The 23,091-nt window shown below is 74.9% G+C and carries 24 protein-coding genes; 13 read left to right on the forward strand and 11 right to left on the reverse strand.

Features of this window, described 5'->3' with window-relative positions; all coding sequences use genetic code 11:
* The first annotated feature begins 131 nt into the window (after positions 1-131).
* Positions 132-2,168, forward strand: a complete 2,037-nt coding sequence (locus tag ACQPYX_RS02275) for an HNH endonuclease signature motif containing protein (protein ID WP_433801283.1) — start codon at positions 132-134, stop codon at positions 2,166-2,168.
* Between the two features lie 6 nt (positions 2,169-2,174).
* Here ACQPYX_RS02275 and ACQPYX_RS02280 read toward each other — a convergent pair whose 3' ends face one another.
* On the reverse strand, positions 2,175-2,927 hold the full coding sequence (locus ACQPYX_RS02280; protein ID WP_433801284.1) for an SDR family oxidoreductase: 753 nt from the start codon (positions 2,925-2,927) through the stop codon (positions 2,175-2,177).
* A 69-nt stretch (positions 2,928-2,996) separates the two neighbouring features.
* Between ACQPYX_RS02280 and ACQPYX_RS02285 the strand changes: the two genes are divergently transcribed.
* From ACQPYX_RS02285 to ACQPYX_RS02295, 3 genes are all read left to right on the forward strand, one after another.
* Positions 2,997-3,398 (forward strand): DUF3224 domain-containing protein, encoded by a 402-nt coding sequence (locus ACQPYX_RS02285; protein ID WP_433801285.1) that lies wholly within the window; start codon positions 2,997-2,999, stop codon positions 3,396-3,398.
* Between the two features lie 96 nt (positions 3,399-3,494).
* The gene (locus tag ACQPYX_RS02290; RefSeq protein WP_433801286.1) at positions 3,495-4,271 is read left to right on the forward strand and encodes a hypothetical protein; all 777 of its coding nucleotides are present in this window, start codon (positions 3,495-3,497) and stop codon (positions 4,269-4,271) included.
* A gap of 591 nt (positions 4,272-4,862) precedes the next feature.
* Positions 4,863-5,132, forward strand: coding sequence for a hypothetical protein (locus tag ACQPYX_RS02295; RefSeq protein WP_433801287.1), 270 nt, complete (start codon positions 4,863-4,865; stop codon positions 5,130-5,132).
* Positions 5,133-5,196: 64 nt separating this feature from the next.
* Here the strand turns inward: ACQPYX_RS02295 and ACQPYX_RS02300 are convergent, their stop codons facing one another.
* Both ACQPYX_RS02300 and ACQPYX_RS02305 read right to left on the reverse strand, forming a co-directional pair.
* Positions 5,197-5,604, reverse strand: coding sequence for a hypothetical protein (locus tag ACQPYX_RS02300; RefSeq protein WP_433801288.1), 408 nt, complete (start codon positions 5,602-5,604; stop codon positions 5,197-5,199).
* A 2-nt stretch (positions 5,605-5,606) separates the two neighbouring features.
* On the reverse strand, positions 5,607-7,739 hold the full coding sequence (locus tag ACQPYX_RS02305) for a molybdopterin-containing oxidoreductase family protein (protein ID WP_433801289.1): 2,133 nt from the start codon (positions 7,737-7,739) through the stop codon (positions 5,607-5,609).
* A gap of 163 nt (positions 7,740-7,902) precedes the next feature.
* Between ACQPYX_RS02305 and ACQPYX_RS02310 the strand changes: the two genes are divergently transcribed.
* The 5 genes from ACQPYX_RS02310 to ACQPYX_RS02330 all read left to right on the forward strand — a co-directional run bounded on the left by ACQPYX_RS02310 (position 7,903) and on the right by ACQPYX_RS02330 (position 15,114).
* Positions 7,903-8,889 (forward strand): helix-turn-helix domain-containing protein, encoded by a 987-nt coding sequence (locus tag ACQPYX_RS02310; protein WP_433801290.1) that lies wholly within the window; start codon positions 7,903-7,905, stop codon positions 8,887-8,889.
* A gap of 95 nt (positions 8,890-8,984) precedes the next feature.
* On the forward strand, positions 8,985-11,273 hold the full coding sequence (locus tag ACQPYX_RS02315) for a glycerol-3-phosphate 1-O-acyltransferase (RefSeq protein WP_433801291.1): 2,289 nt from the start codon (positions 8,985-8,987) through the stop codon (positions 11,271-11,273).
* Positions 11,270-12,643, forward strand: coding sequence for a 1-acyl-sn-glycerol-3-phosphate acyltransferase (locus tag ACQPYX_RS02320; protein WP_433801292.1), 1,374 nt, complete (start codon positions 11,270-11,272; stop codon positions 12,641-12,643). Before ACQPYX_RS02315 ends, ACQPYX_RS02320 begins: the two co-directional genes overlap by 4 nt.
* Complete coding sequence (locus ACQPYX_RS02325; protein ID WP_433801293.1) at positions 12,640-14,064, forward strand: wax ester/triacylglycerol synthase domain-containing protein; 1,425 nt, start codon at positions 12,640-12,642, stop codon at positions 14,062-14,064. The genes ACQPYX_RS02320 and ACQPYX_RS02325 overlap by 4 nt, the downstream gene beginning before the upstream one ends.
* A gap of 24 nt (positions 14,065-14,088) precedes the next feature.
* Positions 14,089-15,114 (forward strand): LLM class F420-dependent oxidoreductase, encoded by a 1,026-nt coding sequence (locus tag ACQPYX_RS02330; RefSeq protein WP_433801294.1) that lies wholly within the window; start codon positions 14,089-14,091, stop codon positions 15,112-15,114.
* A 17-nt stretch (positions 15,115-15,131) separates the two neighbouring features.
* Here ACQPYX_RS02330 and ACQPYX_RS02335 read toward each other — a convergent pair whose 3' ends face one another.
* From ACQPYX_RS02335 to ACQPYX_RS02345, 3 genes are all read right to left on the reverse strand, one after another.
* Positions 15,132-15,371 (reverse strand): hypothetical protein, encoded by a 240-nt coding sequence (locus ACQPYX_RS02335; RefSeq protein ID WP_433801295.1) that lies wholly within the window; start codon positions 15,369-15,371, stop codon positions 15,132-15,134.
* The gene (locus ACQPYX_RS02340) at positions 15,371-15,610 is read right to left on the reverse strand and encodes a DUF397 domain-containing protein (protein ID WP_433801296.1); all 240 of its coding nucleotides are present in this window, start codon (positions 15,608-15,610) and stop codon (positions 15,371-15,373) included. The genes ACQPYX_RS02335 and ACQPYX_RS02340 overlap by 1 nt, the downstream gene beginning before the upstream one ends.
* A gap of 90 nt (positions 15,611-15,700) precedes the next feature.
* The gene (locus ACQPYX_RS02345) at positions 15,701-16,606 is read right to left on the reverse strand and encodes a helix-turn-helix domain-containing protein (RefSeq protein ID WP_433801297.1); all 906 of its coding nucleotides are present in this window, start codon (positions 16,604-16,606) and stop codon (positions 15,701-15,703) included.
* 121 nt (positions 16,607-16,727) lie between these two features.
* Between ACQPYX_RS02345 and ACQPYX_RS02350 the strand changes: the two genes are divergently transcribed.
* Positions 16,728-18,137, forward strand: a complete 1,410-nt coding sequence (locus ACQPYX_RS02350; protein WP_433801298.1) for an MFS transporter — start codon at positions 16,728-16,730, stop codon at positions 18,135-18,137.
* Here the strand turns inward: ACQPYX_RS02350 and ACQPYX_RS02355 are convergent.
* The 4 genes from ACQPYX_RS02355 to ACQPYX_RS02370 all read right to left on the reverse strand — a co-directional run bounded on the left by ACQPYX_RS02355 (position 18,134) and on the right by ACQPYX_RS02370 (position 20,320).
* A complete protein-coding gene (locus ACQPYX_RS02355) occupies positions 18,134-18,565 on the reverse strand; it encodes a hypothetical protein (RefSeq protein ID WP_433801299.1) in 432 nt (143 codons plus the stop codon). The two genes, ACQPYX_RS02350 and ACQPYX_RS02355, sit on opposite strands and share 4 nt — an antisense overlap.
* Positions 18,566-18,575: 10 nt before the next feature.
* The gene (locus ACQPYX_RS02360) at positions 18,576-19,292 is read right to left on the reverse strand and encodes an HAD family hydrolase (protein WP_433801300.1); all 717 of its coding nucleotides are present in this window, start codon (positions 19,290-19,292) and stop codon (positions 18,576-18,578) included.
* Positions 19,293-19,306: 14 nt separating this feature from the next.
* Positions 19,307-20,035, reverse strand: coding sequence for a PP2C family protein-serine/threonine phosphatase (locus tag ACQPYX_RS02365; RefSeq protein ID WP_433801301.1), 729 nt, complete (start codon positions 20,033-20,035; stop codon positions 19,307-19,309).
* A 75-nt stretch (positions 20,036-20,110) separates the two neighbouring features.
* Entirely contained in the window at positions 20,111-20,320 is a 210-nt protein-coding gene (locus tag ACQPYX_RS02370; protein WP_433801302.1) for a hypothetical protein, read from the reverse strand.
* A gap of 113 nt (positions 20,321-20,433) precedes the next feature.
* Here ACQPYX_RS02370 and ACQPYX_RS02375 point away from each other — a divergent pair, with 113 nt between their 5' ends.
* Positions 20,434-20,943, forward strand: coding sequence for an Hsp20/alpha crystallin family protein (locus ACQPYX_RS02375; RefSeq protein WP_433801303.1), 510 nt, complete (start codon positions 20,434-20,436; stop codon positions 20,941-20,943).
* A gap of 147 nt (positions 20,944-21,090) precedes the next feature.
* Positions 21,091-21,786, forward strand: a complete 696-nt coding sequence (locus ACQPYX_RS02380) for a DUF4333 domain-containing protein (RefSeq protein WP_433801304.1) — start codon at positions 21,091-21,093, stop codon at positions 21,784-21,786.
* 3 nt (positions 21,787-21,789) lie between these two features.
* Here the strand turns inward: ACQPYX_RS02380 and ACQPYX_RS02385 are convergent, their stop codons facing one another.
* Positions 21,790-22,413 carry an L-threonylcarbamoyladenylate synthase gene (locus ACQPYX_RS02385; protein ID WP_230757473.1) on the reverse strand — a complete coding sequence of 208 codons (624 nt, stop codon included), beginning with the start codon at positions 22,411-22,413 and terminating at the stop codon, positions 21,790-21,792.
* Positions 22,414-22,484: 71 nt separating this feature from the next.
* Between ACQPYX_RS02385 and ACQPYX_RS02390 the strand changes: the two genes are divergently transcribed.
* Positions 22,485-23,063 (forward strand): hypothetical protein, encoded by a 579-nt coding sequence (locus tag ACQPYX_RS02390; protein WP_433801305.1) that lies wholly within the window; start codon positions 22,485-22,487, stop codon positions 23,061-23,063.
* Positions 23,064-23,091: the final 28 nt, after the last annotated feature.

Here is a 23,091-nt window from a genome sequence, read left to right on the forward strand (position 1 = left end):
AGATGGCAAGAGCCCGGTGACAAGAGATTGTCACGCCGGGATCTGTGGGAGCCCGGGGGTGAGATTCCCCCGGGCCACCCGACATCATGGCAGCGGTGGTGGGTGTCGAGGCTCCGGGAGGGGACCCGTTCGTGGGGATCCCTGCTGGTCCGGGGCTCGCGGCCGCGTTGGCGCAGGTGGACGTGGCCGGCCTGCCGGGTCAGCAGGTGGCGGCGTGGATGCGGGCGGCGTTCCGGCAGCGCAACCACGACGACGTGGTGTTCCTGGATGCGCTGCGCCAGACCTGCCGGTCGCGGGCGGACGAGTGTCGTCGGGTCCTCGATGACGGGTTCGCCCCGAAGGCGGCGGCGGCGAGCCTGGGGTGGTCGGCGGTCACGGCGTCGGCGCGCTACGGGTTGGCGTGTTTCGTGCTCGACGCGCAGCCCGCGCTCGGGGAGGCGATGTATGCGGGGGTGTTGGAGGAACGCAAGGCCGACATCTTCGACTCCGCGACCGAGGGGCTGGAGGACGAGCAGGTCGCCGAGGTGGTGCGGATCGTGCTGCCCGAGGCGCCCGGTCTGGCGTATCAGGCGTTGCGGGAGCGGATCCTCGAGGTCGCTCGCGCCCTGGATCCGGCGTGGGCGGCGGGGCGGCTGGCGGCGGCGGTGGCGCGGGCGCGGGTGGCGACGCGGACCGCGCCGTCGGGGGCGGTGGACCTGTGTGGCTATGACCTGCGCCCGGATCTGGCGCAGGACGCGAAGGCGCACATCGATGCGCTGGCGGTCGAGGCGCAGGGGCGGTTGGCGTTCCTCGGGGTCGATCTGGGGGTCGGGTTCATCGGCGCGCGGATCTTCGCCCGGTTGCTCGACGGCACCCTGGCCGGGTTCGACGATCCCGCGGTGATCGAGGCGATCGTCGCCGAATGCGGCGGAGCCGGTCCCGCCCACAGCGACCCGGACGACGACCCGGACGACGACCGGCCCGACGATGGACCCGACGACGGGTCGGACGACGGCCCGGACGGCCCCGGCGACGGCGACGGCGACGGACCAGACGACGGGCCGGACAGTCCGGACGGCCCTGGCGGCGGTCCCGTCGACCTCGACGAGGGACCCGATGGAGGGCCTGACGACGGGCCTGACGACGGGCCGGACGAGGGTTTGCGCGACGACCTCAGCAGCGCCCCGGATGGCAGCGCCCCGGATCGCAGCGCCCCGGACGGCAGCGCCCGGAGTGACGGCGACGAGCGAGGCGGCGAGGACGGCTCGGGCGCCGGCTCGTCACCCGAGGTGCTCCCGCACCCGACCGCGGTCGCGCTCCGGATGCGACTGTCGACCCTGCTCGGACACGACGAACGACCCGCCGAACTCCCCGGCCTCGGCGGCACCCTCCCCGAGATCGCCCGCCGCCGCGCCACCGACCTCGGCGCCGCCCGCTGGCACGTCCTGGTCCACGACGACCACGGCCGGCTCACCCACCTGCTCGCTCACCGCGCCCCACCCGACGCCCGCCGCGACCCCCGACACCGACGACGCGCCGTCGAGATCACCGCCCCCGAGGCCCTGCTCGACACCCTCCACGACACCCTCCACGACACGGCAGAACGCGACCCGTGGCTGGCCGACCTGCTCGCCGCCTACCGCCGCTCCCGCGACGCCCCACCCGACGAGCACCCCGCCACCACCACCCGCGACGCCCACCGCCGCCTGCCCCGCGCCGCCCTCGCCCGCTGGATCGACGCCCGCGACCCCGTCTGCGTCGCCCCCGGCTGCACCGTGCTCGCCCGCCGCTGCGAACACGACCACACCCTCGACTGGCACCACGGCGGCCGCACCCACGCCGACGTCCTGGCCAACCTCTGCCCCGCCCACCACGCCGCCAAGCACCGCCGCGGCTGGACCTACCACCAACCCCGCCCCGGCCACTTCGAGATCACCGACCCCACCGGCACCGTCCACCACACCCACAGCCGCGTCGTCCGACCCCTGCCCGACCCGCTCCCCACCCACCACGAGCCACCCACCGACGAGCCCGCGCCGACCACCGCGGACTACACCCCCAGACCCACCCCCGACAGCCGCATCACCGCCGCCGCCCTCGCCACCGTCGAATACCTCCTCGCCCGCCGCCCCGCCCGACGCGTCACCCCCGCGGCACACACCGAGGACGACGACGACCCGCCCTACTGAGGTAGGTCAGCCCCGCCCGAGGTAGGGCATCGTCGTCGCCATGACGGTGAGGAAGGGGACGTTGGCGTCGAGTGGCAGCCCGACCATGTAGCGCACCGCGTCGGCCACGTGCTCGGCGTCGAAGGTCGGCTCCACCATGCGGCCGCCGTGCGGCTGCACGATGCCCTCCTGCATGCGCCGGGTCATGTCGGTCGCGGCGTTGCCCACGTCGAACTGTCCGCAGGCGATCCCGAACGGCCGCCCGTCCAGGGCGATCGAGCGCGTGATCCCGGTGATCGCGTGCTTCGTCGCCGTGTAGGCGATCCCGCCCGGTCGTCCGACGTGCGCCGCGATCGAGCCGTTGTTGACGATCCGGCCGCCCTGCGGCTCCTGGGCCCGCATGATCGCGAACGCCTCGCGGGCGCACAGGAACGTCCCGGTGAGGTTCACCCCCACCGTGGCGTCCCAGCCCTCGACGTCCACCTCGTCCGGCGTCCCGACCGGCCCCGTGATGCCCGCGTTGTTCACGAGCAGGTCGAGCCGCCCCCACCGGTCGCGCACGGCGCGGAAGAGGGCTTCGACCGCGATCGCGTCCGCCACGTCGGTCGGGACGACGAGCGCCTGCTCCCGGCCGTCCGCCGTCTCCTCGAGGGCCTCCCGGCGCCGCCCGGCCAGGGCGACCCGCCACCCGTCGTCGAGCAGGGCACGCGTGATCACCCGCCCCAGCCCGGAGCCCGCTCCGGTGACGACGGCGATCCCGGGCGCGGTGTGGCTGGCCATGGCGCCACCCTGGCACGGGGTCGCGAATCTTCAATCCCGACGACGGGTCGCGCCCCTAGCGTCCGCGCCATGCAGACCACCGGCACCTTCGAGGTCACGTCGTTCGAGGCCGTCGACGTCCCCCTTGACCCACCCGTCGAGACCGCCCTGCCCCTCGGGGTGGCCCGCCTGACGAAGGCCTACTCCGGCGCCGTGTCCGGGCGCTCGACGACGCTGTTCACCTCGGCCTACGACGGGACGATCGGCAGCTACGTCGCCATGGACGCGTTCGACGGCTCTCTCGACGGGCGCACGGGTGCGTTCGCGTACCTGCACTCGGCCTCGACCGGTGGGGCGGACCGCTCGGACGAGTACCTCCACATCGTCGAGGGCAGCGGCACGGGCGAGCTCGCGGGCATTCGCGGCGCGGGGCGACTGCACCTGGAGGAGGACGGCACGCACCGTGTGACCTTCGACTACGACCTCTCCTGATTCGTCACCCGTTCGAGTGGTGCTGGCTAACGGGATCCCAGCGGTCCCGATGCAGACGGTGAACGGCCGGGGCCCGCCCGGTCGGATCGTCGGGGGATGATCGCGATGCGTTGCCGCTGTGGTGCCGCGCTGGTGCCGGACCTGCACTTCTGCGTGAACTGTGGAGCCCGTCAGGTGGCGGCACGGGTGCCCGCGATGGCCGGGCGGGGCTACCCGCCCCCCGCGGCGATGCCGGCCGCGCCGTACCGACCCGCACCGCTGCCGTCGGTCCCGGTCGGGATGCCGGCGCCCAGCCGCTCGAACGCCCCGTGGATCGTCGCCGGGGTGTCCGCCGCGGTCGCCGCGGTGCTGCTGGCGCTCGGCATGCTCATCACTCTGCGCCCGGCGACGGCGACGGTCGTCCCGACCCCGGTCGCGGCGCCGACGGTCACGGTCGGCGTGCCCGTCGCCCGCGAGGCGTCGGACGCGACCGACACCGACGCGTCGTCGGGGGCCGCGGCGTCCGCCAGCCTGCAGGCGATCGTGGAGGCGGACCGCTCGACGGTGGAGGGGGTCGTCGGCTCCTGGGTGCCACAGCTGTCCGCCAAGCGCGAGGGCACGAAGGCCGACGGCATCACCTACGACGACGCCTCGATCCTCGCCCACTACTCCTCCCTCGCCGCGAACTACCCGTCCGCGTCGCTGCTCTGGTCCGGCGACTGGCCGGTGTTCCAGGGCACCGACTACTGGGTGGTGATCTACCCGCAGTCCTTCGCGACGGCGGACGCCGCCAACGCCTGGTGCGACGCGCAGGGCTTCCCCGCCGACGACTGCATGGCGAAGCGGCTCGCCCACTCCGGCGGACCGGCCGGCAGCTCGAAGCTCCGGGCCTGACCAACGCGTCACCTGCCCGGGCTACGCGAGTTCCGGACAGTTCGGACCCCGTCATTACGACGGGGGACATCGACCCCCTCGATCGGCAGATCTCCGGGGCGGTGATCGCATCGCCCCGCCACAGGAATCGTTACGACGAACGACATCCCCCGACGGGTGCCCCGTGCGCCCGTCCCGCTCCCCGCCCTGCAGTGGAGGTCGTTCGTGTCCTTGTCCGCGCGCTCACGCGCCCTGACGATCGGCGTGCTCGCCGCGGCCGCCGCCGCCTCGCCGGCGGCTGCACTCGCGGCTCCGGCCCCCGCCGCCGCGCAGCCCGCTGCTGCTCAGCCTGCAGCCGCGCAGCCTGCTGCTGCCCAGCCTGCTGCCGCGCAGCCGGCCGCTGCTCAGCCCGCTGCTGCCCAGCCGGCCGCTGCTCAGCCGGCCGCAGCTCAGCCCGCTGCTGCTCAGCCCGCGGCCGCTCAGCCTGCGGCTGCCCAGCCGGCCGCCGCGCAGCCGGCCGCCGCTCAGCCCGCTACCGCCCAGCCCGCTGCTGCTCAGCCTGTTGCCGCGCAGCCCGCAGCTGCCCAGCCGGCTGCGCCGGAGTCCCCGATCATGAGCGTCTTCAGCTCGCTCCTCGGTGTGCCGGCTCCGGCGCAGGCGACGCCCGCGCAGGCCGCTCCGGCCCAGGCCGCTCCCGCCCCGGCCGCCGCGGCGACGCCCGCGCCGGAGACCGAGCCGATCCAGCCGGCCCAGAAGGCCGACGAGGAGAAGGCCGACGAGAAGAAGGCCGACGAGAACAAGGCCGACGAGAAGAAGGCCGACGAGGACAAGGCCGACGGCGAGCAGGCGTCCCCGCTGAGCGGGATGAGCCTGGGTCTCTGACCCCACACGCACGGACGCCGGCCCTCCCCGTCAGGGGAGGGCCGGCGTCGTCGTGTGCGGTGTGTCAGCCCGCCTGGGTGGCCGCCCGGTCGGCGTCGCGGGCCGCGACGTCGGCGGCCGAGCAGAACCCGCGACCGTGCCGTTTGAGGCACAGCAGCCCGAGCAGCGCCCCCGCGCCGTCCACGACGGCGAGCCGGCGCTGGGCCCGGGCGGCCATCGCCTGCCGGGTCTGCTCCAGGTCGTCGTCGGGAGCCGCCACCCGGCCGGTGAGGCACCCGACCGACCGGGCCCGGGTCACGTCGGGGACGCCCTCGAGGTCCTCCCGCTCGACGACCGCGACGAGGACGCCGCGGTCGACGAGCAGCAGCGCGTGCACGTGCCCGTCGAGGAAGAACACGCGCGCCGCACCGACGGACACGTCGGGTCCGTGGACCTTCGGTGTCCGCAGGTGCGCGTCGGCGACGGTGGGCATGGTCAGACCGGGGTGACCTCGACGCGGGTGTCGGAGAACGTCGGTGCGTTCCCCAGGTCCGCGAAGACGAACGGGTTGACGGCGTTCACCGTGGTGCCCTCCTTCGCGTTCTTGCCCCACGATCCCATGGGACAGACGACGACGCCCGGTGCGACCTCCTCGGAGATCTTCGCCAGCGCCACGAACCGGCCGCGGTCGTTGGAGACCGCGACGTAGTTCCCCTCATCGATCCCCCGGGCCTGCGCGTCGGCCGGGTGGATCGTCACCGTCTGCTCGCCCTGGACGCGCTTCTGCATCGCCTGGTCGCCCGCGCTGGAGTTGATGTACGCGTGCGACTTCGGCGAGAGCAGGTTGAGCGGGTACAGCTCGCTGTTCTCGCGCGGAGCGATGTAGTGCGGCAGCGGGTCGACCGGGGTCCCCGGCTGGTGGTCGTCGGAGAGCTGCCGGAACAGGTTCACGACGAAGTTGCCCATCGCCTCGAGCGCGGAGCTCCTGAACTCCGTCTTCCCGCTCGGGGTCGGGAACCCGCCCTCGGCGTGCGGGCGGTACTCGTCCGGGCCCGGCAGATTCAGCCGCGCCCACCCGGTCTCGCGCAGCGACTCCAGCGTGATGCCCTCCATGGCGGGGGCCGACCAGTCGTAGCTCTGCTCGAGCAGCTGCTCGTCGGTGAGCCGGAAGTACTCGTCCTCGAAGCCCATGGCGGCCGCGAGCCGGCGGAACAGCTCGGTGTTGGGGACCGATTCGCCCTCCGGCTCGACGGCGGGCGTGTTCAGCGTGACGTAGAAGTGGCCCCAGCTGAACATGATGTCGTGCTGCTCGAGGGCGGTCGTCGCAGGCAGGACGATGTCGGCGTAGCGCGCGGTGTCGGTCATGAAGTGGTCGCTGACCACGGTGAAGAGGTCCTCGCGCTCGAGGCCGCGCGAGATCTTCTCCTGCTCCGGGGCCACGACCATCGGGTTCGAGTTGTAGACCATCAACGCGGTCACCGGGGTGTCGAGATCCATCTCGCCGGTGAGGGCCCGCCCCAGCAGGAACTGGTTGATGACCCGGGTGCCCGGTGTGCGGAACTCGGGGTGGATGAAGGCGGGCCAGTTGACCGGGTGGGCCCACAGCGGCAGCTGCAGCAGGCCGCCGCCGACGTGGCGCCACGCCCCGACCAGGGCCGGCAGGCAGGCGATCGAGCGCACGGTCTGACCGCCGCCCGCGTGCCGCTCGATGGCGACGCCGATGCGGATCATCGACGGGTCGGTGGTGGCGTACTCGCGGGCGAGGGTGCGGATGTCCTCGACCGGGATGCCGGTCTCCTCCGAGGCCCACTCCGGGGTGTACTGCTGCACCCGCTCGGCGAGCTCGTCGAAGCCGAGCGTGTGCTCGCGGACGTACTCCTCGTCGTGCAGCCCCTCGGCGATGATCACGTGCATCATCGCCAGGGCCAGCGCGTTGTCGGTGCCCGGGCGGATCGGGATGTGCCAGTCGGCGCGGCGGGCCGTCTTGTGGCGGACCGGGTCGATGCAGACGACCTTCGCGCCGCGCTTCTGCGCCTCGGCGATGATCGGCCACAGGTGCAGGTTCGTCGAGATCGTGTTCGACGCCCAGATGATGATGTACTTCGAGTGGACGATGCTCTCCGGGTCCACACCCGCCGTCGCCCCGACGGTGGAGGCGTAGGCGGTGCAGGCGCCGGAGTCGCAGTAGGTGCGCTCGGTGACGGTGGCGCCCAGCCGGTGGAAGAACGCGTCGCCCACGGAGAGACCGTTGAGGATGCCCTGGTTGCCGAGGTAGCTGACCGGCATCACGGTCTCGGCGCCGTGCTCGGCGATCTTGGCCTTGAACGTGGACGCGATCGTCTCCAGCGCCTCGTCCCAGGAGATCCGCTCGAAGCGGCCGAGGCCCTTCGGTCCGACCCGCTTCATCGGGTACAGCAGCCGGTCCGGGCTGTAGGTCTTGTCCGGATAGTTGTTGACCTTGACGCAGAGCCCGCCGCGGGTGATGGGGTGGTCGGGGTCGCCGGCCACGTTGGTGGCGCGGCCGTCCTCGACGGTCACGAGCATCGCGCAGGTGTCCGGGCAGTCGTGCGGACAGGCGGCGCGGACGGTGGTGGTCGGCGTCAGGGTCAGGTCGTCCAGAGCGGTCACGTGCACTCCAGGTGGTGGTCGGAGGCTGGTGCGTGTGCCCGGGATGGTGGTCTGCGGCACACCGAGCGGTCTTGTCGCTCCGTGCCAGACCTTGCGGGTGCGCGACGCTCGGCCCTAGCGTCGTCGGACCACCACCGGAAGCCGCCCGCCCATGACACGAGCCATGCACCCCGTCGGGCCGTTCGACGAGCCCGGGGTCGGCTGCGCCGCCGAGACGGCGCAGGGGCTCGGTCGCTGGAACGACATCCTCCGCGAGCACTTCGTGTCGCTGGACGTCGACGACACGGTGGACGTCGATCGCGGGTTCGTCTCGTCGGTGCGCAGCACCCTGGTCGGGCACCTGTCCGCGGCGGTGGTGAGCTCGGTGCGTCAGAGCGCCCGCCGGACCCCCGGTCTGGTCCGCGCCGACCCGCGCACCTACCTGCAGGTCGGGATGGTGACCCGCGGTCGCGCGGTGCTCGAGCAGGACGGTCGCGAGGCGGTCCTGACGCCGGGTCGCTACGCCGTGTACGAGACCGACCGGCCCTTCGTCTGGCACTTCGACGGCCCGTGGACGCTCAACGTGCTCACCTGGCCCCGCGAGCTGGTGCCGCTCGGCGTCGACGTCACGCGGGCCGCCACGGCCCGGACCCTGGGGGAGGACCGCCTCGGCACGATCGTCGGGCACGCCCTCGCCGAGACGGCGACCTCGCCGCCCGACCTGGGGGACACCGCGGGCGGACGGCTCGCCGGGCAGCTCGCCGCGCTGCTGGGGACCGCCGTCGGGGAGTCCCTGCGGCGCGACGAGGTCCTGTCCCCGGGCAGCGCCGACGACCTGCGGGCCCGGGTCGACGAGTACGTCACCGAGCACCTCGCGGACCCCGACCTCGGTCCCGAGGAGATCGCCCGCGCCTTCTTCGTCTCGGTCCGCACCCTGCACCGGGTGTTCGCCGACGGCGACCTCTCGGTGTCCGCGCTCATCCGCACCCGCAGGCTCCAGCACGCCCGCCGCCGGCTGCTCGACCCCCGCGACGCGGCGCTCTCCCTCACCGAGATCGCGCACGCCAGCGGCTTCGCCGACCTGGCGTCGTTCAGCCGCCGGTTCAAGCAGGAGTTCCACGAGGCGCCGGCGACCTACCGTCGGCGGGCGGGGTTCATCATGCGCGGCTGACCCGTCCGGTCGGTCGGCGTGATCGGGTGTGGCGTGGGTAACCATGCCGTCGGAGTTCGACCACAGCTCGACCGCGACGACGGGGGTGCAGGGCGATGGCCGTTGGCGTCCGGGAGGAAGCCCCGACGACCGGTGGGACCGGGGCGGTGATCGTGCTCGGGGCGGCGCGCACCGCGCCGGAGCGCGAGCTGATCGCCGACTGGGCCGCGCAGCACCATCCCGGTGCCCCGGTGTGCCTGTCCGTCGACGACCTGGAGCGGGCGCTCGCCGGCGCGGACGGCGGGACGACGGTCGTCCCGGTCCGCGTGACCTGGCTGCCCCCGACGCGGGCCGCCGAGTGGGCCGACGGCTCGGGCGCCCCGCACCGCCCGAAGGCGGCCGACCTGCTCGCCCTGCTCGGCCACCGGCGGCCGCCCGCCTTCTGGCAGCGCCGGCTCGCGCGCTCGGTCCCGGACCGGGTGCGGGTGGTCGAGGGCGAGCCGGCCACGCTCGCCGACCTGGACCGCCGGCACGACGAGCAGGCCCGCGAGGAGCCGTTGGCCGCCTACGTGCACCGCGCGGGGGTGCTCGCCTGCGAGCGCGCCGAGCGTGCCGTGATCGGCGACCACTACACCGTGCCGCGGCTGGTGGTCGAGCAGATCATCGCGTCGACCCGCGTCCGGGAGAAGGTCCGGGAGCTCGCCGAGTCCGAGGGCCGCCCGTTCGACGAGGTGCTCGACGAGATGCGGGACCGGCTCGCCGACCTCGCGGCCGTGCAGAACCCGCTCTCGATCGACGCCTTCCGCGTCGCGCTCTCCCCGCTGCACACCACGGCGTGGGAGGTGGAGGTGGACGCCGAGACCGTCGAGCCGCTGCGCGAGCTCAACCGCACCGCGCCGCTGGTCTTCCTCCCGACCCACCGCTCCTACGCCGACCCGCTCGTGCTCGGCGAGGTGCTGCGCGACCTCGACCTGCCGCGCAACACCGTGCTCGGCGGCAACAACATGTCGTTCTGGCCGATCGGGCCGCTGGGCAAGCGCGCGGGCGTCGTGTTCATCCGGCGCTCGAGCGGCGACGACCGCGTCTACAAGCTCGCGCTGCGCGAGTACATCGCCCACCTCGTGGCGAAACGGTTCAACCTCGAGTGGTACATCGAGGGCGGCCGCTCGCGGACCGGGAAGCTGCGCCGGCCGAGCATGGGGCTGCTCGCCTACCTCGTCGCGGCCCTCGACGACGGCCGCGCCCCGGACGTCCAGCTGGTCCCGACCTCGATGGTCTACGACCGGCTCTACGAACTCGACGCGATGGCCGCCGAGCAGGGCGGGCAGGGCAAGTCCGCGGAGGGCCTCGGCTGGCTCGCGCGGTACGTGCGCGGGCAGCGGCACAACCACGGCACCGCGCGGGTGCGGTTCGGGGAACCGTTCTCGCTCAGGGCGGCCCTCGACGAGGCCGGCGAGGGCCCGAACCGGCTCGACAAGGTCGCCTTCACGATCTGCGACGGGATCAACCGCGCGACACCGGCCACCCCGACCGCCCTCGTGACCTTCGCGCTGCTCGGCACGGGTGGGCGGGCCCTCACCCACGAGCAGATCCGGGTGTCCACCGAACCCCTGCTCGACCACCTCGACGCCCTCGGCCGCCCCGGACCCCGCGAGGGCCTGCACGACGGCGGACTCTCCCGCACCCTCGAGCGGCTCGTCACCGGGGAGGTGGTCGAGCGCTACGACGGCGGCGACGAACCGGTCTGGTCGATCCGCGAGGGCCGCCACCGGGTGGCCGCGTTCTACCGCAACGGCGCGATCCACCACTTCGTCGACCGCGCGATCGTCGAACTGGCCCTGCTCGCGGCCTCGCGCGCGCCGGCGGGCACCGACCCGCTCGAGGCGGCGTGGGCGGACGCGCTCGCCCTGCGCGACCTGCTCAAGTTCGAGTTCTTCTTCCCGTCCAAGCGGCGGTTCTCCGACGAGATCACCGCCGAGACGGACCTGCTCGACCCGCGGTGGCGCGAGCGGGTCACCGACGACGACGGCGCCACGACCCTGCTCCACGACGCCCGGTTCCTCGTGGCGCCCCGGACCCTGCGCTCGTTCGTCGACGCCCAGTGGGTGGTGGCGACGAAGCTCGCGGGCACCGACCCGGCCACGGAGATCGACGCGAAGGCGTTCCCGCGCGAGTGCCTCGGGCTGGGACGCCAGATGCTCCGGCAGGGCCGGGTGGCCCGGCCGGACTCGGTGTCCATCGAGCTGTACACCTCGGCGCTGGACCTCGCGCGCAACCGCGGCCTGCTCGACGGGGCCGGCCGGGAGGGTCGCGCGGCGTTCCTGGCCGAGATCGACGAGGTCCGGGGCCGGCTCGTCGAGCTGGCCCGGCTCGAGGAGCGCCTGACCGAGGAGCTGCTGGCATGAGCACCGTCGCCCGGATCGACGCCGCACCGTCCGGCGAGGTGGTCACCGCGTTCGTCGTCGTCGACGGCGGCCTCCTCGCGGGCAGCCCGATCGCCCCGTTCGCCGCGCCCGACTCGCTGTGGGGCCGGTTCGTGGCCGACGTCGCGAGCGGGGTCGCCGGACCCGCGGCCGTGAACCCGGCCGACGTCGAGCGGGTGGTGCGGGCGCGACGTGGCCGGTCGGTGGACGAGGTCGCCCAGGAGTGCGCTGCGACGTTCCGGGCCACCACCGCGTCCTGGTTGCATCCCGAGGTGTGGCGGCTCGCCGTCCGGCACGCCGGCCGGGGCCACCGGGTGGTCCTCGTGTCGGCGGCGACCCCGCTCGACGTCGCGCCACTGGCCGAGGCGCTCGGCGCGGACGACGTGGTCGCGACCCGGCTCTCCTACGACGGCCACGTCGTCGCGGGCCTCGGCTCCCCGGTGTGCAGCGGCCCGGACGCGGCCGCGGCGGTCGTCGGGTGGGCCGACGACCACGACGTCGACCTCGGGCAGGCGTTCGTCTACGGCCCCGCCGACGCGGCCGAGGTGCTCGACCTGGGCGCCCACCCGACCGTCGTCGGGGAGCCCGACGGGGTGCACCCGGCGCTGCCGGTGGCGCCCCGCGGCGCGGTCCCGCCGGTCGAGGCGATCACCGGCACGCTCGGCTTCTACGCCGGGTTCTTCTCCGGGACCGCGGCGGCGTTCGGCTCCGCCGCCCTGCGGCTCTCGCGCCACCACGGCGTCAACCTGGCCGGGTCGCTCGGGTCGGAGCTCGGGCTGGGGCTTGCCGGGGTCGACGTGGAGGTCGAGGGCGCCGAGCACCTGTGGTCGCACCGCCCCGCCGTCTTCGTGTTCAACCACCAGAGCGCGATCGACCCGATCGTCGTCATGACCCTGCTGCGCCACGACTTCACCGGCGTGGCCAAGGCCGAGGCCCGCGCCATGCCGGTGTTCGGGCAGCTGTTCCAGATCGCCGACGTCGCCTTCGTCGAGCGCGGCAACACGAAGCAGGCCCGCGAGGCCCTCGCCCCCGCGGTCGAGAAGGTCCGCGGCGGGATGTCGCTGGCGATGGCGCCGGAGGGCACGCGGTCGCCGACGCCGCGGCCCGGGCGGTTCAAGAAGGGCGCCTTCCACATCGCGATGCAGGCCGGGGTGCCGATGGTCCCGATCGTGCTGGAGAACGCCGGCGAGCTGATGTGGCGCCACGACCGCACGATCCGACCGGGCACGGCCCAGGTCACCGTGCACCCTCCGATCGACACCGGCGACTGGACCGTCGAGACTCTCGACGATCACGTCGCGCACGTCCGCGGGCTGTTCCTGGAGACGCTGGGACTGGAGGAGAAGCCGTGAGCGAGACCGGCCTGCGCTGGGCGGACGCCGACGAGATGTCCGCCTTCGAGACCATGATGTGGCGCGCAGAGGCCGACCCCGCGCTGCGCTCGACGATGGTCGCGGTGGCCGACCTCGACGCCGTGCCCGACTGGTCGCGCCTGGTCGAGGCCCACGACTGGGCGACCCGCATGGTGCCCCGCTTCCGCAAGCGCGTGGTGGAGCCGCCGCTCGGGCTCGGTGCCCCGGTCTGGTCGCCGGACCCGGACTTTCACCTGGACCGCCACGTGCGGCGCCTGTCCGTGCCGGCGGGGGAGGGTTGGTCGGAGGTCCTCCGGATCGCCGAGCACCTCGCGCTCACCCCCTTCGACCGGGAGCGCCCGCCGTGGGAGGCGGTGCTCGTCGAGGGCCTGCCCGACGGCCGCGCCGCCTACCTGCTCAAGCTCCACCACGCGACCACCGACGGGCTCGGCAGCGTCCAGCTGCTGAACGGGCTGCTGAACCGCTCGCGGGAGACCGACCGCGACAAGCTCCAGCCGCCGCCCCCGGCCGACGCGGGCCCGGGTCCCTGGGCCGCGCTCGGCCGGCAGGTCCGGCACGACGCCGAGGCGCTCGCCGCCGTCCCGGTGCACATGGTGCGGGCCGTCGGCTCCGCGCTGCGCGACCCGATCGCGAAGGCCCGGGAGGCGGTGGCCTTCGGGCTGTCGGCGATCCGGGTCATCGGCGACCCCGGCGCCACCCCCTCCCCGCTGCTCGCGCCGCGCGGGCCGGACTGGCGGTTCGTGTCGATGGAGATGCCGTTCGCGCCGTTCCGCGCGGCCGCGAAGGCGGTGGGCGGCACCGTCAACGACGCCTACCTCGCGGCGCTGCTCGGCGCGTTCCGGCTCTACCACGAGGCACTGGGCAGCCCCACCGACACGATCCGGATGTCCATCCCGGTGTCGCTGCGCTCCGAGGACGACGCGGCCGGCGGCAACCGGATCGCCTCCCTGCGGCTGACCGGCGACCTCGTCGAGAAGGACCCGGCGGCGCGGATGGCGCGGATCGCCGCCGACGTCGCGCGGGGGCGGGCGGAACCCGCCGCCGACGACGTCGGGCTCGTCTCACCGCTGCTCGCGCGCCTGCCGGGCAGCGTGATGGCGGCCGTCGCCGGAGGCGTCACCAAGGGCAACGACCTGCAGGCGTCCAACGTGCCGGGCATCCGCGAGGAGGTCTACCTCGCCGGCGCGAAGGTCGAGCGGATGTTCCCGTTCGCGCCCCGCCCCGGCTGCGCCGCGATGATCACGATGGTGACCCACGGCGACACGTGCTGCCTCGGCGCGAACATCGACCCCGCCGCGATCACCGACCGGGAGCTGTTCGGCCGCTGCCTGGTCGAGGGGTTCGTCGAGGTCCTCAGCCTCGGCCCGGGCGACCCCCCGGCACCGATGCTGCGGCGCTGACGGACCATCCGAGAAGGAGGACACGTGCAGCTGGGACTGGCGCTGGGGTACTGGGGTGCGGGTCCGCCGCCCGGGATGGCGGACCAGGTCCGGGCGGCCGAGGAGCTCGGGTTCGACTCGGTCTGGACCGCCGAGGCCTACGGGTCGGACGCCCTCACCCCGCTCGCGTGGCTCGGGGCGGCGACCACGCGGCTGCGGCTCGGCACGTCGATCGTGCAGATGTCCGCGCGCACGCCCGCCGCGACCGCGATGGCGGCGATGACCCTCGACCACCTCTCCGACGGCCGGGTGGCCCTCGGCGTCGGTGCCTCCGGCCCCCAGGTCGTCGAGGGCTGGTACGGCGCGCCCTACCCGAAGCCGCTGGCCCGCACGCGGGAGTACGTGCGGATCCTGCGCGACGCGATCGCGCGGGAGAAGCTCGTCAACGACGGCGAGCACTACCCGCTGCCGTACCCGGGCGGTACGGGGCTCGGGAAGCCGCTCCGCTCGACGCTGCACCCGCGGCGCACCGACCTGCCGATCCTGCTCGCCGCCGAGGGCCCGAAGAACGTCGCGCTCGCCGCCGAGATCGCCGACGGCTGGATCCCGCTCTTCTACTCCCCGTACGACGACGGGCACTACCGCGCGTCCCTCGACGAGGGCTTCGCCCGGCGGGAGGGCGGACGTCCGGAGGGCTACGAGGTCGTCTGCATGGTGCAGGTCGAGATCGACGACGACGTCGAGGCCGCCGCCGACCGGGTCCGCGACCACCTCGCGCTCTACATCGGCGGCATGGGCGCCAAGGACGTCAACTTCCACTACCGCGTGTTCGCGCGGATGGGCTTCGAGGCCGAGTGCGCCGCCATCCAGGAGCACTACCTCGGCGGCCGGAAGGCCGAGGCCGCGCGGGCGGTGCCCACGGCCCTCGTCGAGAAGGTGGCCCTGGTCGGTCCGCGGGCGAAGATCGCCGAGGAGCTCGGGGCGTGGCAGGACTCGCTGGTGACCACCATGGTCGTCGGTGGGGACCGCGCCACGCTGGAGACGATGGCCGACCTCGTCGGGACCCGCTGAGGGTCCAGCAGTGCGGGTCAGGCCGGACGGAGGCCGAGCAGCCGGTCGAGGAGGGTGGGCCGACGGTCCGCGGCGTCGCGCTCCCCGGTGGCCACGCTGCACTCCGGGCAGCGCGTGGCCGGCGGGCTCGCGAGCGAGGAGGCCCAGACCGTCCGGCCGCAGGCGCCACGGTGCGCGCCCGACTCCGGATCGTGCGCGAGCACGGCGTGGTCCCGGCCGTCGAGGGCGCAGGTGAGCCAGTGCGCACGGCCGTCCATCAGGCTCCCTCGAGGAGGTCGTCGAACCGGCCGGCGCGCACGTCGGAGAGGAAGGCGCCGAGCTCGGTGCGGGTCAGCAGCAGCGCGGCGTCGTCGGGGAAGCGAGAGTTGCGGACGGCGACGTACCCGTCCGACCCCGCGGCGTCCACGGCGGCGAGCTCCACGCAGTTGCCCTGTTTGCCGCTGTGCCGGCTGCGCCGCCACGCCGCACCCTCCAGATGCGAGGCCGTGGTGTGCATCGGTCGTCCCGTCCGCCGTCGGTGCTTGAAACCGATACGACGGTAGCACCCGCGTGCGCCGTCTGCATGTGCAGAAGCAACGGGCAGGGCTCAGGCGATGTCGGCGCGCAGCTTGGCGAGCAGGCTCCGGCTCTCCTCGGGGCTCAACGCGTCGATCGTCAGCTCGTCCATCTGCCGCGAGTACTCCTCGACCTCGCCGCGACGGTCGAGGTACAACGCGCCCGTGAGGCCCTCGATGTAGGTGATGTCGGGGACGTCGGGCTCGGCGAAGCGCAGCATGGTGAACGCCGTCTCGCTGCCGTAGCCGGACAGCTCCGAGGGCAGCACCTGGAGGGTGACGTTCGGGCGGCGCGCCATCTCGGCGAGGTGGTCGAGCTGCGCCCCGAGCACCGCCGGCCCACCGATCGGACGGTGCAGCACACCCTCCTCGACGACCGCCCAGAGCCGCGGCGCCCCGGGCCGGTCGAGGACGCGCTGGCGCTTCATCCGGACCTCGACGCGCTCGCGCTCGGTGGCGCCGGCGGTGTCGGGGCGGCCCCGGGTCATGATCGAGAGCGCGTACTCCGGTGTCTGGAGCAGCCCGGGCACGAACAGCAGCTCGTAGGTCTGGATGCGGACCGCGGCCGACTCGAGGCCCACGTACTCGGAGAACCAGTCCGGCACGGCCTCCCCGGGGCGCTGCCACCAGCCGGGCTCGTTGGCCTGCTGGGCGAGCTCGAGCAGCCGGGCGCGGCGCTCGGTGGCGCCCTCGCCGTAGAGGGTGAGCAGGTCGTCGACGTCGCGGTGCTTGAAGCCGACCTTGCCCGACTCCATCCGGCTGATCTTCGACTCGCTGCCGCGGATGTGGTACCCGGCGGCCGAGCGGGTGACCGCGGCCTCCTCGCGGAGGCGCTTGAGCTGGGCGCCGACGATGATCCGGCGGGCGGTGGGCCCGGGATCGTCCGGTCCGCCGGGGGCGTCCGCGTGCTCGGGCCCCTCGAGGGCGTTCTCGGCCACGCCGGTCCTCCGGTGTCGGTGACTCCTCCGGACGTAGGAGACTACAGCCCGCAGCGGGATTTCCGTACGTGTCGCGGCCGCCACGGCGGAGCATCCTGGGGTCCGTGCGACGGACGGGGTCATGACGACGGGATGGGCCGGGCTGCTCGCCCCCGGGCGCCGCGGGGCGGTCGGGGTGCTCTGCGGCGGGGTGCTGCTCTTCGCGATCGACACCTACGTGACGGCGAGCCTGCTCCCGTCCGCGATCGCCGAGATCGGCGGCGAGCGTTTCTACTCGTGGGTGGTCACGGTCTACCTGCTGCCGGCCACGGTGGCCTCGGCGCTCACCGGGCGGGCGCTCGCCGTCTGGTCGGCGCGCCGGGCCTACACGCTGGCCGCCGCGACGTTCGCCGTGGGCACCGCGATCGACGCCCTCGCCCCGTCGATGGCGGTGCTGCTCGTCGGCCGCGCGGTCCAGGGCGCGGGCGGCGGCCTGCTGGCGGGGCTGGCCTACGCCCTGCTGCGCACCGCGCTGCCCCGCGAGCTGTGGACCCGCGGCAGCGCCGCGATCTCCGCGATGTGGGGCGTCGGCCTGCTCGTCGGGCCGCTGCTCGGCGGCGTGTTCGCCGAGGCCGGGCTCTGGCGCGGGGCCTTCGTGACGATGGTCGGGGTCAGCCTGCTCGTCGTCCTCGCCGTGCCCGCGGGGCTGCGGCGCGTCGCGCCCCGGCCGCCCGCGGCCCGCACGCCCTTCCCGCTGGGTTCCGTGCTGCTCGTCGGCGGGGCCGCCGCCGTGCTGTCGGTCTCCGGGCTCGCCGTGTCCGGCTCGGGCGTCGGTGCCCGCGGCATCCTGGTCGCCGCGGGCGGCCTGGTGGTCGCGCTCGCGCTGCTCGTCGCCCTCGTGGTCCACGAGCGCCGGCCGGGCGCGGCGCGGGTGCTGCCGCTGGCCACCTTCACCCGGGGCGGGTCGCTCGCCGCCGTCTACCTCACCGCGGCGGTGCTCATCGGGATCTCCGCCGTCGAGGCGTTCGTGCCCCTGTTCGGGCAGCGGCTGGGCGGGCTCGACCCGGTGTGGGCCGGCTTCCTCGGCGTGGCGCTCGCGTGCGGCTGGGTGGTCGGGGAGATGGCGAGCGCGTCGGTGGGCCGGGGACGGCTCGCCGTCGGGATCGGTCCGCTGCTCGGCGTCGCCGGGTTCGCGCTGCTCACCGTGACCCAGACGCCCGGTGCGGTCGGCTGGTGGGCGGTCGGGCTGCTCCTGGCCGGGCTCGGGGTGGGCGTGGCCTGGCCGCACCTGGCGGCCGGCGCGATGGCCGGCGGCGGGGCCGCCGATGACACCGGTCCGCCCGATCCCGACGACGCCGAGGGTGACCGTGCCTCGGCCGCGATCACGATGATCCAGATGCTGGCGGTCGCGCTCGGAGCGGCCTTCGCCGGGGTCGCCGTGGCGCTGGGCGGCGACGACACCGTCACGTCGGCGGTGTACCTCTACGGCGGGATGGGCATGGTGGCCGTGCTCGGCGCGCTCACGGCCGTGCGGGCGCGGGCCGCGGCCTAGAAGTCGCCGTCGGCGACCTGCAGCACGGTCAGGCCGAGGGCGCGCCACATCGCGACCACCCGCGCCCGGTCGTCGAGCACGAGCCGCACGGCGTAGCGCCCGGCGACGTGCCGGTCGTGCAGCTCCCGCTTGACCACGTCGTCCGGGCGGGTGTCGCCGACCTCGCGCAGGTGCAGCTCCGGCCACTCCCGTCCACCGAGCACGTGGGCGTGCAGCCACCACTCCGTCGGCACCCGCGCCGCCTCGGTCCGGCCGGACAGGAACACGACGTGCGGGGTGGACCGGCGCAGGTCGTCGAGCACGCGGATCACGGGGAGGTTGGGGAGGTCCTCGCCGGACCGCAGTTCACCGTGCGGGCCGGGGAAGGGGGAGCGGTCGGCGCGCAGGGCCAGCGTGCCGTCGACGTCGCAGAGCAGCACCTCGTCCACGGTCGGCCGCTCAGTCGAGCAGGGAGAGCACGGCGCCGAGCCCGCGCTCGCCGAGGCGGAACTCGCTGGGCAGCAGGAACACCCGGCAGCCCACCGCGACCGCCCCGCCGTCGCGCCCCGGGTTGTCGCCGACCATCACCGTGGCCCGGGGGTCGACGTCGAGGGCGGCGCACGCGGTGGTGAACATGGCGGGGTCGGGCTTCTCGACGCCGAGCTCGCAGGAGAGCACCCAGGTCCCGACGAGGTGCTCGACGCCGGCCGCGCGGGCGTGCACGCGGATGTCCCAGCCGATGTCGGACACCACGCCGACCCGGACGCCGCGCTCGGCCAGGGCCGCCAGGACGTCGGCGGTGTCGGGATAGGGCACCCAGGCGTCGGCGGCGCGCAGCAGGTCGACGGCGGTGTCCTCGACCCCGCGCAGCACCGGCACCCGGGAGAACCAGGCCCGCATGGCGGCGCGATGGGCGTCGTCGGAGAGGTCGCGGCCCTGCTGTGCGGCCGCGACCTCCGGGAGCGCGGCGGCGACGGCGAGCTCGTCGAGCGTGCCGGCCACCGGGACCTCCCGCCCGGTGGTCCCGCCGACCGCGCGCAGCCAGTCGGCGGTGTCGACCATGTGGAAGAGCGTGTTGGAGAAGTCGAACAGGACGGCCTCGACCGGCGGCACCGGGTCGCGGCGCTGCTCCGGCGTCGGCTCGTAGGCGGCGGTCAGGTCGAACAGGGCACGCACCCGGCCAGTGTGGGTCAGGCGCCGGTGGACACCACGAGCGCGGTCGCGTTGTCGCCGGTGCCCGCCCGGCCCGCGGCGTCGACGAGGGCCGTGGCCAGGTCGGGTGCGGGCGTGCGGGCGCACACCGCGGCGAACGCGTCGGCGGTGAGCGCCCGGTGGACGCCGTCGGTGGCGAGCACGAGCGCGTCCGGCGCCGCGATCGCCGCGACCCCGATCCCGACCGCGCTGCGGACCGTGCGGACGCTCGTCGTCAGGACGTGGTCGAGGTGGTCGGCGACGGCGATCCCCGCCGCGCGCAGCTCGGCCCCGACGGTGTGCTCGCGGGTGAGGGCCCGCACACGGCCGTCGGTCAGCGCGAACGCGCGGACGTCGCCGACCCACGCCACGGTCCAGGTCGCCTCGGCCAGTCGCGTGTCGGGCCCGAGGGCGACGGTGAGCGCGGCGTCGCCCGGCAGGCCGGCCCCGAGCAGGACGTCGTGCGCGGCGAGCACCGCCAGGTCGGCCCGCCCGTCGAGGACCGCGGTCCGCACGGCGTGGTCGACCGCGATCCGGGCGACCCGGGCCGCGGCCGGGGAGTCCCCGACCCCGTCGGCGACGGCCAGGGCGTGCCGTGCGTACCGCTGCCCGCGGCCGGTGAAGCCGGCGGCCGCGTCGGCCTGGTGCCGCCGCGGCCCCCGGGCGTCGGCCGCCCACCAGCGCAGCGCCGTCCTCGTCCTCGTCCGTCCCGCCGTCGTCACCGTCATCGCCGGCCTCCTCGCTGCGCCCGTGCCCTCCACCGTGCGCGCGGAGGCTGTGCGTCGGCTGAGGGGCCGGTGAGATCAGCCGAGGCTGCGGCGGATCTCCTCGAGCTTCGCCCGGGCGGCCTCGGCGCGCTCGGCCTCCTGCCGGTCGAGGTCGTGCGCCTCCGGGGTCGCGGCGTCCAGCTCGTCGGCGCCGTCGGCGGTGGCCGCGCGCCGCTCGATCCGGTCGCGCACGTAGTCGAAGGTCGGCACGCCGTCGGCGGTGTAGTCGGGCCCGGGCTCGCTCATGGACCCAGGCTCCCAGAATCGGCGAGGAGCGGGAATTGAGTCGTCCCGACTCAGGTTATGGGAGTCAGTGGCTCGCAAGGTCGAGCTCCCTTCACCGTCCGAGGAGGACCACCATGACCGCTCTGACCGTCCGGTACCCCCGCTTCGTCGGTCCGTTCGGCGCCTTCCGGCTGGCCGACGCCCTCGTCCGCGGCTCGGTCGCCTCCGTCGCCCCGCGCCAGGCCGAGTCCGCCTGGTTCGTCCCGGCCGCCGACGTCGTGCGCGATGGCGACGACGCCGTCGTCCGCGTGGAGCTGCCCGGCGTCGACGTCGCGTCCGACGTCACCGTCGAGGTCGTCGACCGCCGGCTCTCGATCGCCGGCGAGCGCCGCGAGGAGCACGACGGCGAGGGCTTCCGCGAGTCGCGGCGCGGCTCGTTCCGCCGCAGCTTCGCCCTCCCGCAGCACGTCACGGCCGACGCCGTGTCCGCCTCGTACGACGCCGGGGTGCTCACCGTCCGCATCGCGGGCGCCCACGTCGCCCCGCAGCCGGTCACCCCGGAGCCCCGTCGCATCGAGATCGCGGGCGTGACCCCGACCGAGACCCCGGCCGAGGGATCCACCGAGGGATCCACCGAGGCCTGATCCGCACTCCCTGACGCCCCCGTCGGACACCGTCCGGCGGGGGCGTCGTCGTGTCCCGGACCCGCCCGCGGCCGGTGCCCGCCGTCGGGTGTGGTCGCTACGATCCGGCGCGAGCCCCCGATCCTCGCGAACCGCCCGGAGACGCCGATGCCCCCGCAGGCCCCGCCGCCCGGCCCACCCGGTCCGGGGCGCCCGCCGGGGCCGTACCCGGGAGCCGGCCCGCCCCGGCCGCCGGGTCCGCCGGGTCCCCCGCGGCCGCCGACGGGTCCCTTCCCGCAGGCGCAGGCCGGCGGTCCGGGCGGGCCGCCGCCGCGGCCGCCCGTGCAGTCGATCTACGGGCCGGGCGGGCCGAACCGGATGCCGGCCCCGGCCCCGACGCGCGCGTCGCGGATGGCCGTCGTCGCGCTGGTCCTCGCGGTCCTCGTCGCCCCGGTCGGGTTCGTCCTCGGGATCGTCGCGAGGCGCCGGATCGCCGCGTCCGGGCGGGCGGTCTTCGAGCAGCAGCCGACCGAGCGGCTCACCGGCCGCGGCACGGCCACCGCCGCGATCGTCGTCGGTGCCCTGCTGACCCTCGTCGAGGCCGCACTGGTCGTCGCGCTGACGGTCGGCATCCCCACGAGCTGGCTCCCGTCCACCGACGTCGCCGCGACCGACGTCGCGGCGCAGATCGAGCAGGCGGCGCGGCTGCCCGCGGGCAGCGTGCGCTGCCCGGGCCCGCTCCCGGCCACCGTCGGCGCGACCATCACCTGCACCGGCACGCAGAACGGCCAGCCCGTGAACCTCAAGGCCACGGTCAGCACCGTGCAGGGCCGCGACGTGCGGTTCGACGTCACGCGCGGCTGAGCCTCACCAGCGCCAGACGCGTTCCTCGCCCGCGCCCTGGCGCACGATCTCCGGCTCGGGCCCGGACAGGTCGACGACGGTGGTGGGCTCCTTGCCCTGGTCGCCCGAGTCGAGCACCGCGTCGACCTGGTGCTCGAGACGCTCGGCGATCTCCCAGCCCTCGGTGGGCGGCTCGGTCTCGCCGGGCAGCAGCAGGGTGCTCGAGAGCAGGGGCTCGCCGAGCTCGTCGAGCAGGTCGCGGGTCACGGCGTTGTCCGGGATGCGGACGCCGACCGTGCGCTTCTTCGGGTGCGCCAGCCGCCGCGGCACCTCCCGCGACGCGGGCAGGATGAAGGTGAACGGTCCCGGGGTCGCCGCCTTCACCGCCCGGAACACCGGATTCGACACCTCCACGAAGTGCCCGAGCTGGGCGAAGTCCCGGCAGACCAGGGTGAAGTGGTGCCGGTCGTCGAGATGGCGGATGGTCCGGATCCGCTCCACCGCCTCCCGGGCGTCGATCCGGCAGCCCAGGGCGAATCCGGAGTCGGTCGGGTAGACGATCAACCCGCCGTCGCGGAGCAGCGCCACGACCTGGGCGATCGTCCTCCGCTGCGGGTTCTGCGGGTGCACGTCGTAGAACCTGGCCACCTCACGCAGCGTAGGCCCCGACGGAAGGACGTGTACCCGTGGCCGCAGCGGGATACGTTCGTGATGCCACCGTGACCCGGGAGCAGGAGATCGTCACCATGGGAGCCCACGCGGCCCGCCCGCAGGAGCACCGCCGGTACCGCCGGCACCGTCCCACCGCCGCCCGCGTCGCGGCCACCACCCTGACGGTCGCCGTCACCGGTGTCCTCGGGGCCGGCACCGCCCTGGCCCACGACGGCTCGGGCCACGACGACGGCCACGGCCGCCACGGGGGCCACGGCAGCGCCGAGGAGTACGGACAGGCCCGCACGCAGGCCGAGCGGGCGGCGGACCGGGCCCGGGAGACGGTCCGCGACGTGCTCACGGACCTCGGGCTGCCGGGCAGTGACGACTCCGACCACGCCGACTCCGGTGACTCCGACTCCAGCGGCTCCTCCACCTCCTCCGACGACGACTCCGGCGCCGCCGACGAGTCCGGGGACGGCGGCGTCGAGCACGCCGCGTCGTCGACGGCGACCTCGCCGCCCGCGCCGAGCCACCCGTCGTCGGGATCCGGCACGACGACGCAGCCGATCGCGACGGGCGCGGGCGACCGTCCGACGTCGCCCGTCCCCCCGGCCGGACAGACGCAGACCTTCCCGATCCGGTGACGGCGCGCCGGGCCCGCGTGCAGTTCGG

This window comes from Actinomycetospora sp. CA-084318, from assembly GCF_050955885.1.
Classification (GTDB): Bacteria; Actinomycetota; Actinomycetes; order Mycobacteriales; family Pseudonocardiaceae; genus Actinomycetospora.

Excerpts from the sequence above, each read along its gene's own strand:
- ACQPYX_RS02295 (WP_433801287.1), top strand. The coding sequence starts at position 4,863 with ATGAGCGTCTTCAGCTCGCTCCTCGGTGTGCCGGCTCCGGCGCAGGCG.
- ACQPYX_RS02380 (WP_433801304.1), top strand. The coding sequence starts at position 21,091 with ATGCCCCCGCAGGCCCCGCCGCCCGGCCCACCCGGTCCGGGGCGCCCG.
- ACQPYX_RS02340 (WP_433801296.1), bottom strand. The coding sequence starts at position 15,610 with ATGCACACCACGGCCTCGCATCTGGAGGGTGCGGCGTGGCGGCGCAGC.
- ACQPYX_RS02290 (WP_433801286.1), top strand. The coding sequence starts at position 3,495 with ATGATCGCGATGCGTTGCCGCTGTGGTGCCGCGCTGGTGCCGGACCTG.
- ACQPYX_RS02300 (WP_433801288.1), bottom strand. The coding sequence starts at position 5,604 with ATGCCCACCGTCGCCGACGCGCACCTGCGGACACCGAAGGTCCACGGA.
- ACQPYX_RS02320 (WP_433801292.1), top strand. The coding sequence starts at position 11,270 with ATGAGCACCGTCGCCCGGATCGACGCCGCACCGTCCGGCGAGGTGGTC.
- ACQPYX_RS02310 (WP_433801290.1), top strand. The coding sequence starts at position 7,903 with ATGCACCCCGTCGGGCCGTTCGACGAGCCCGGGGTCGGCTGCGCCGCC.
- ACQPYX_RS02315 (WP_433801291.1), top strand. The coding sequence starts at position 8,985 with ATGGCCGTTGGCGTCCGGGAGGAAGCCCCGACGACCGGTGGGACCGGG.
- ACQPYX_RS02280 (WP_433801284.1), bottom strand. The coding sequence starts at position 2,927 with ATGGCCAGCCACACCGCGCCCGGGATCGCCGTCGTCACCGGAGCGGGC.
- ACQPYX_RS02335 (WP_433801295.1), bottom strand. The coding sequence starts at position 15,371 with ATGGACGGCCGTGCGCACTGGCTCACCTGCGCCCTCGACGGCCGGGAC.
- ACQPYX_RS02365 (WP_433801301.1), bottom strand. The coding sequence starts at position 20,035 with ATGACGGTGACGACGGCGGGACGGACGAGGACGAGGACGGCGCTGCGC.
- ACQPYX_RS02350 (WP_433801298.1), top strand. The coding sequence starts at position 16,728 with ATGACGACGGGATGGGCCGGGCTGCTCGCCCCCGGGCGCCGCGGGGCG.
- ACQPYX_RS02375 (WP_433801303.1), top strand. The coding sequence starts at position 20,434 with ATGACCGCTCTGACCGTCCGGTACCCCCGCTTCGTCGGTCCGTTCGGC.
- ACQPYX_RS02285 (WP_433801285.1), top strand. The coding sequence starts at position 2,997 with ATGCAGACCACCGGCACCTTCGAGGTCACGTCGTTCGAGGCCGTCGAC.
- ACQPYX_RS02370 (WP_433801302.1), bottom strand. The coding sequence starts at position 20,320 with ATGAGCGAGCCCGGGCCCGACTACACCGCCGACGGCGTGCCGACCTTC.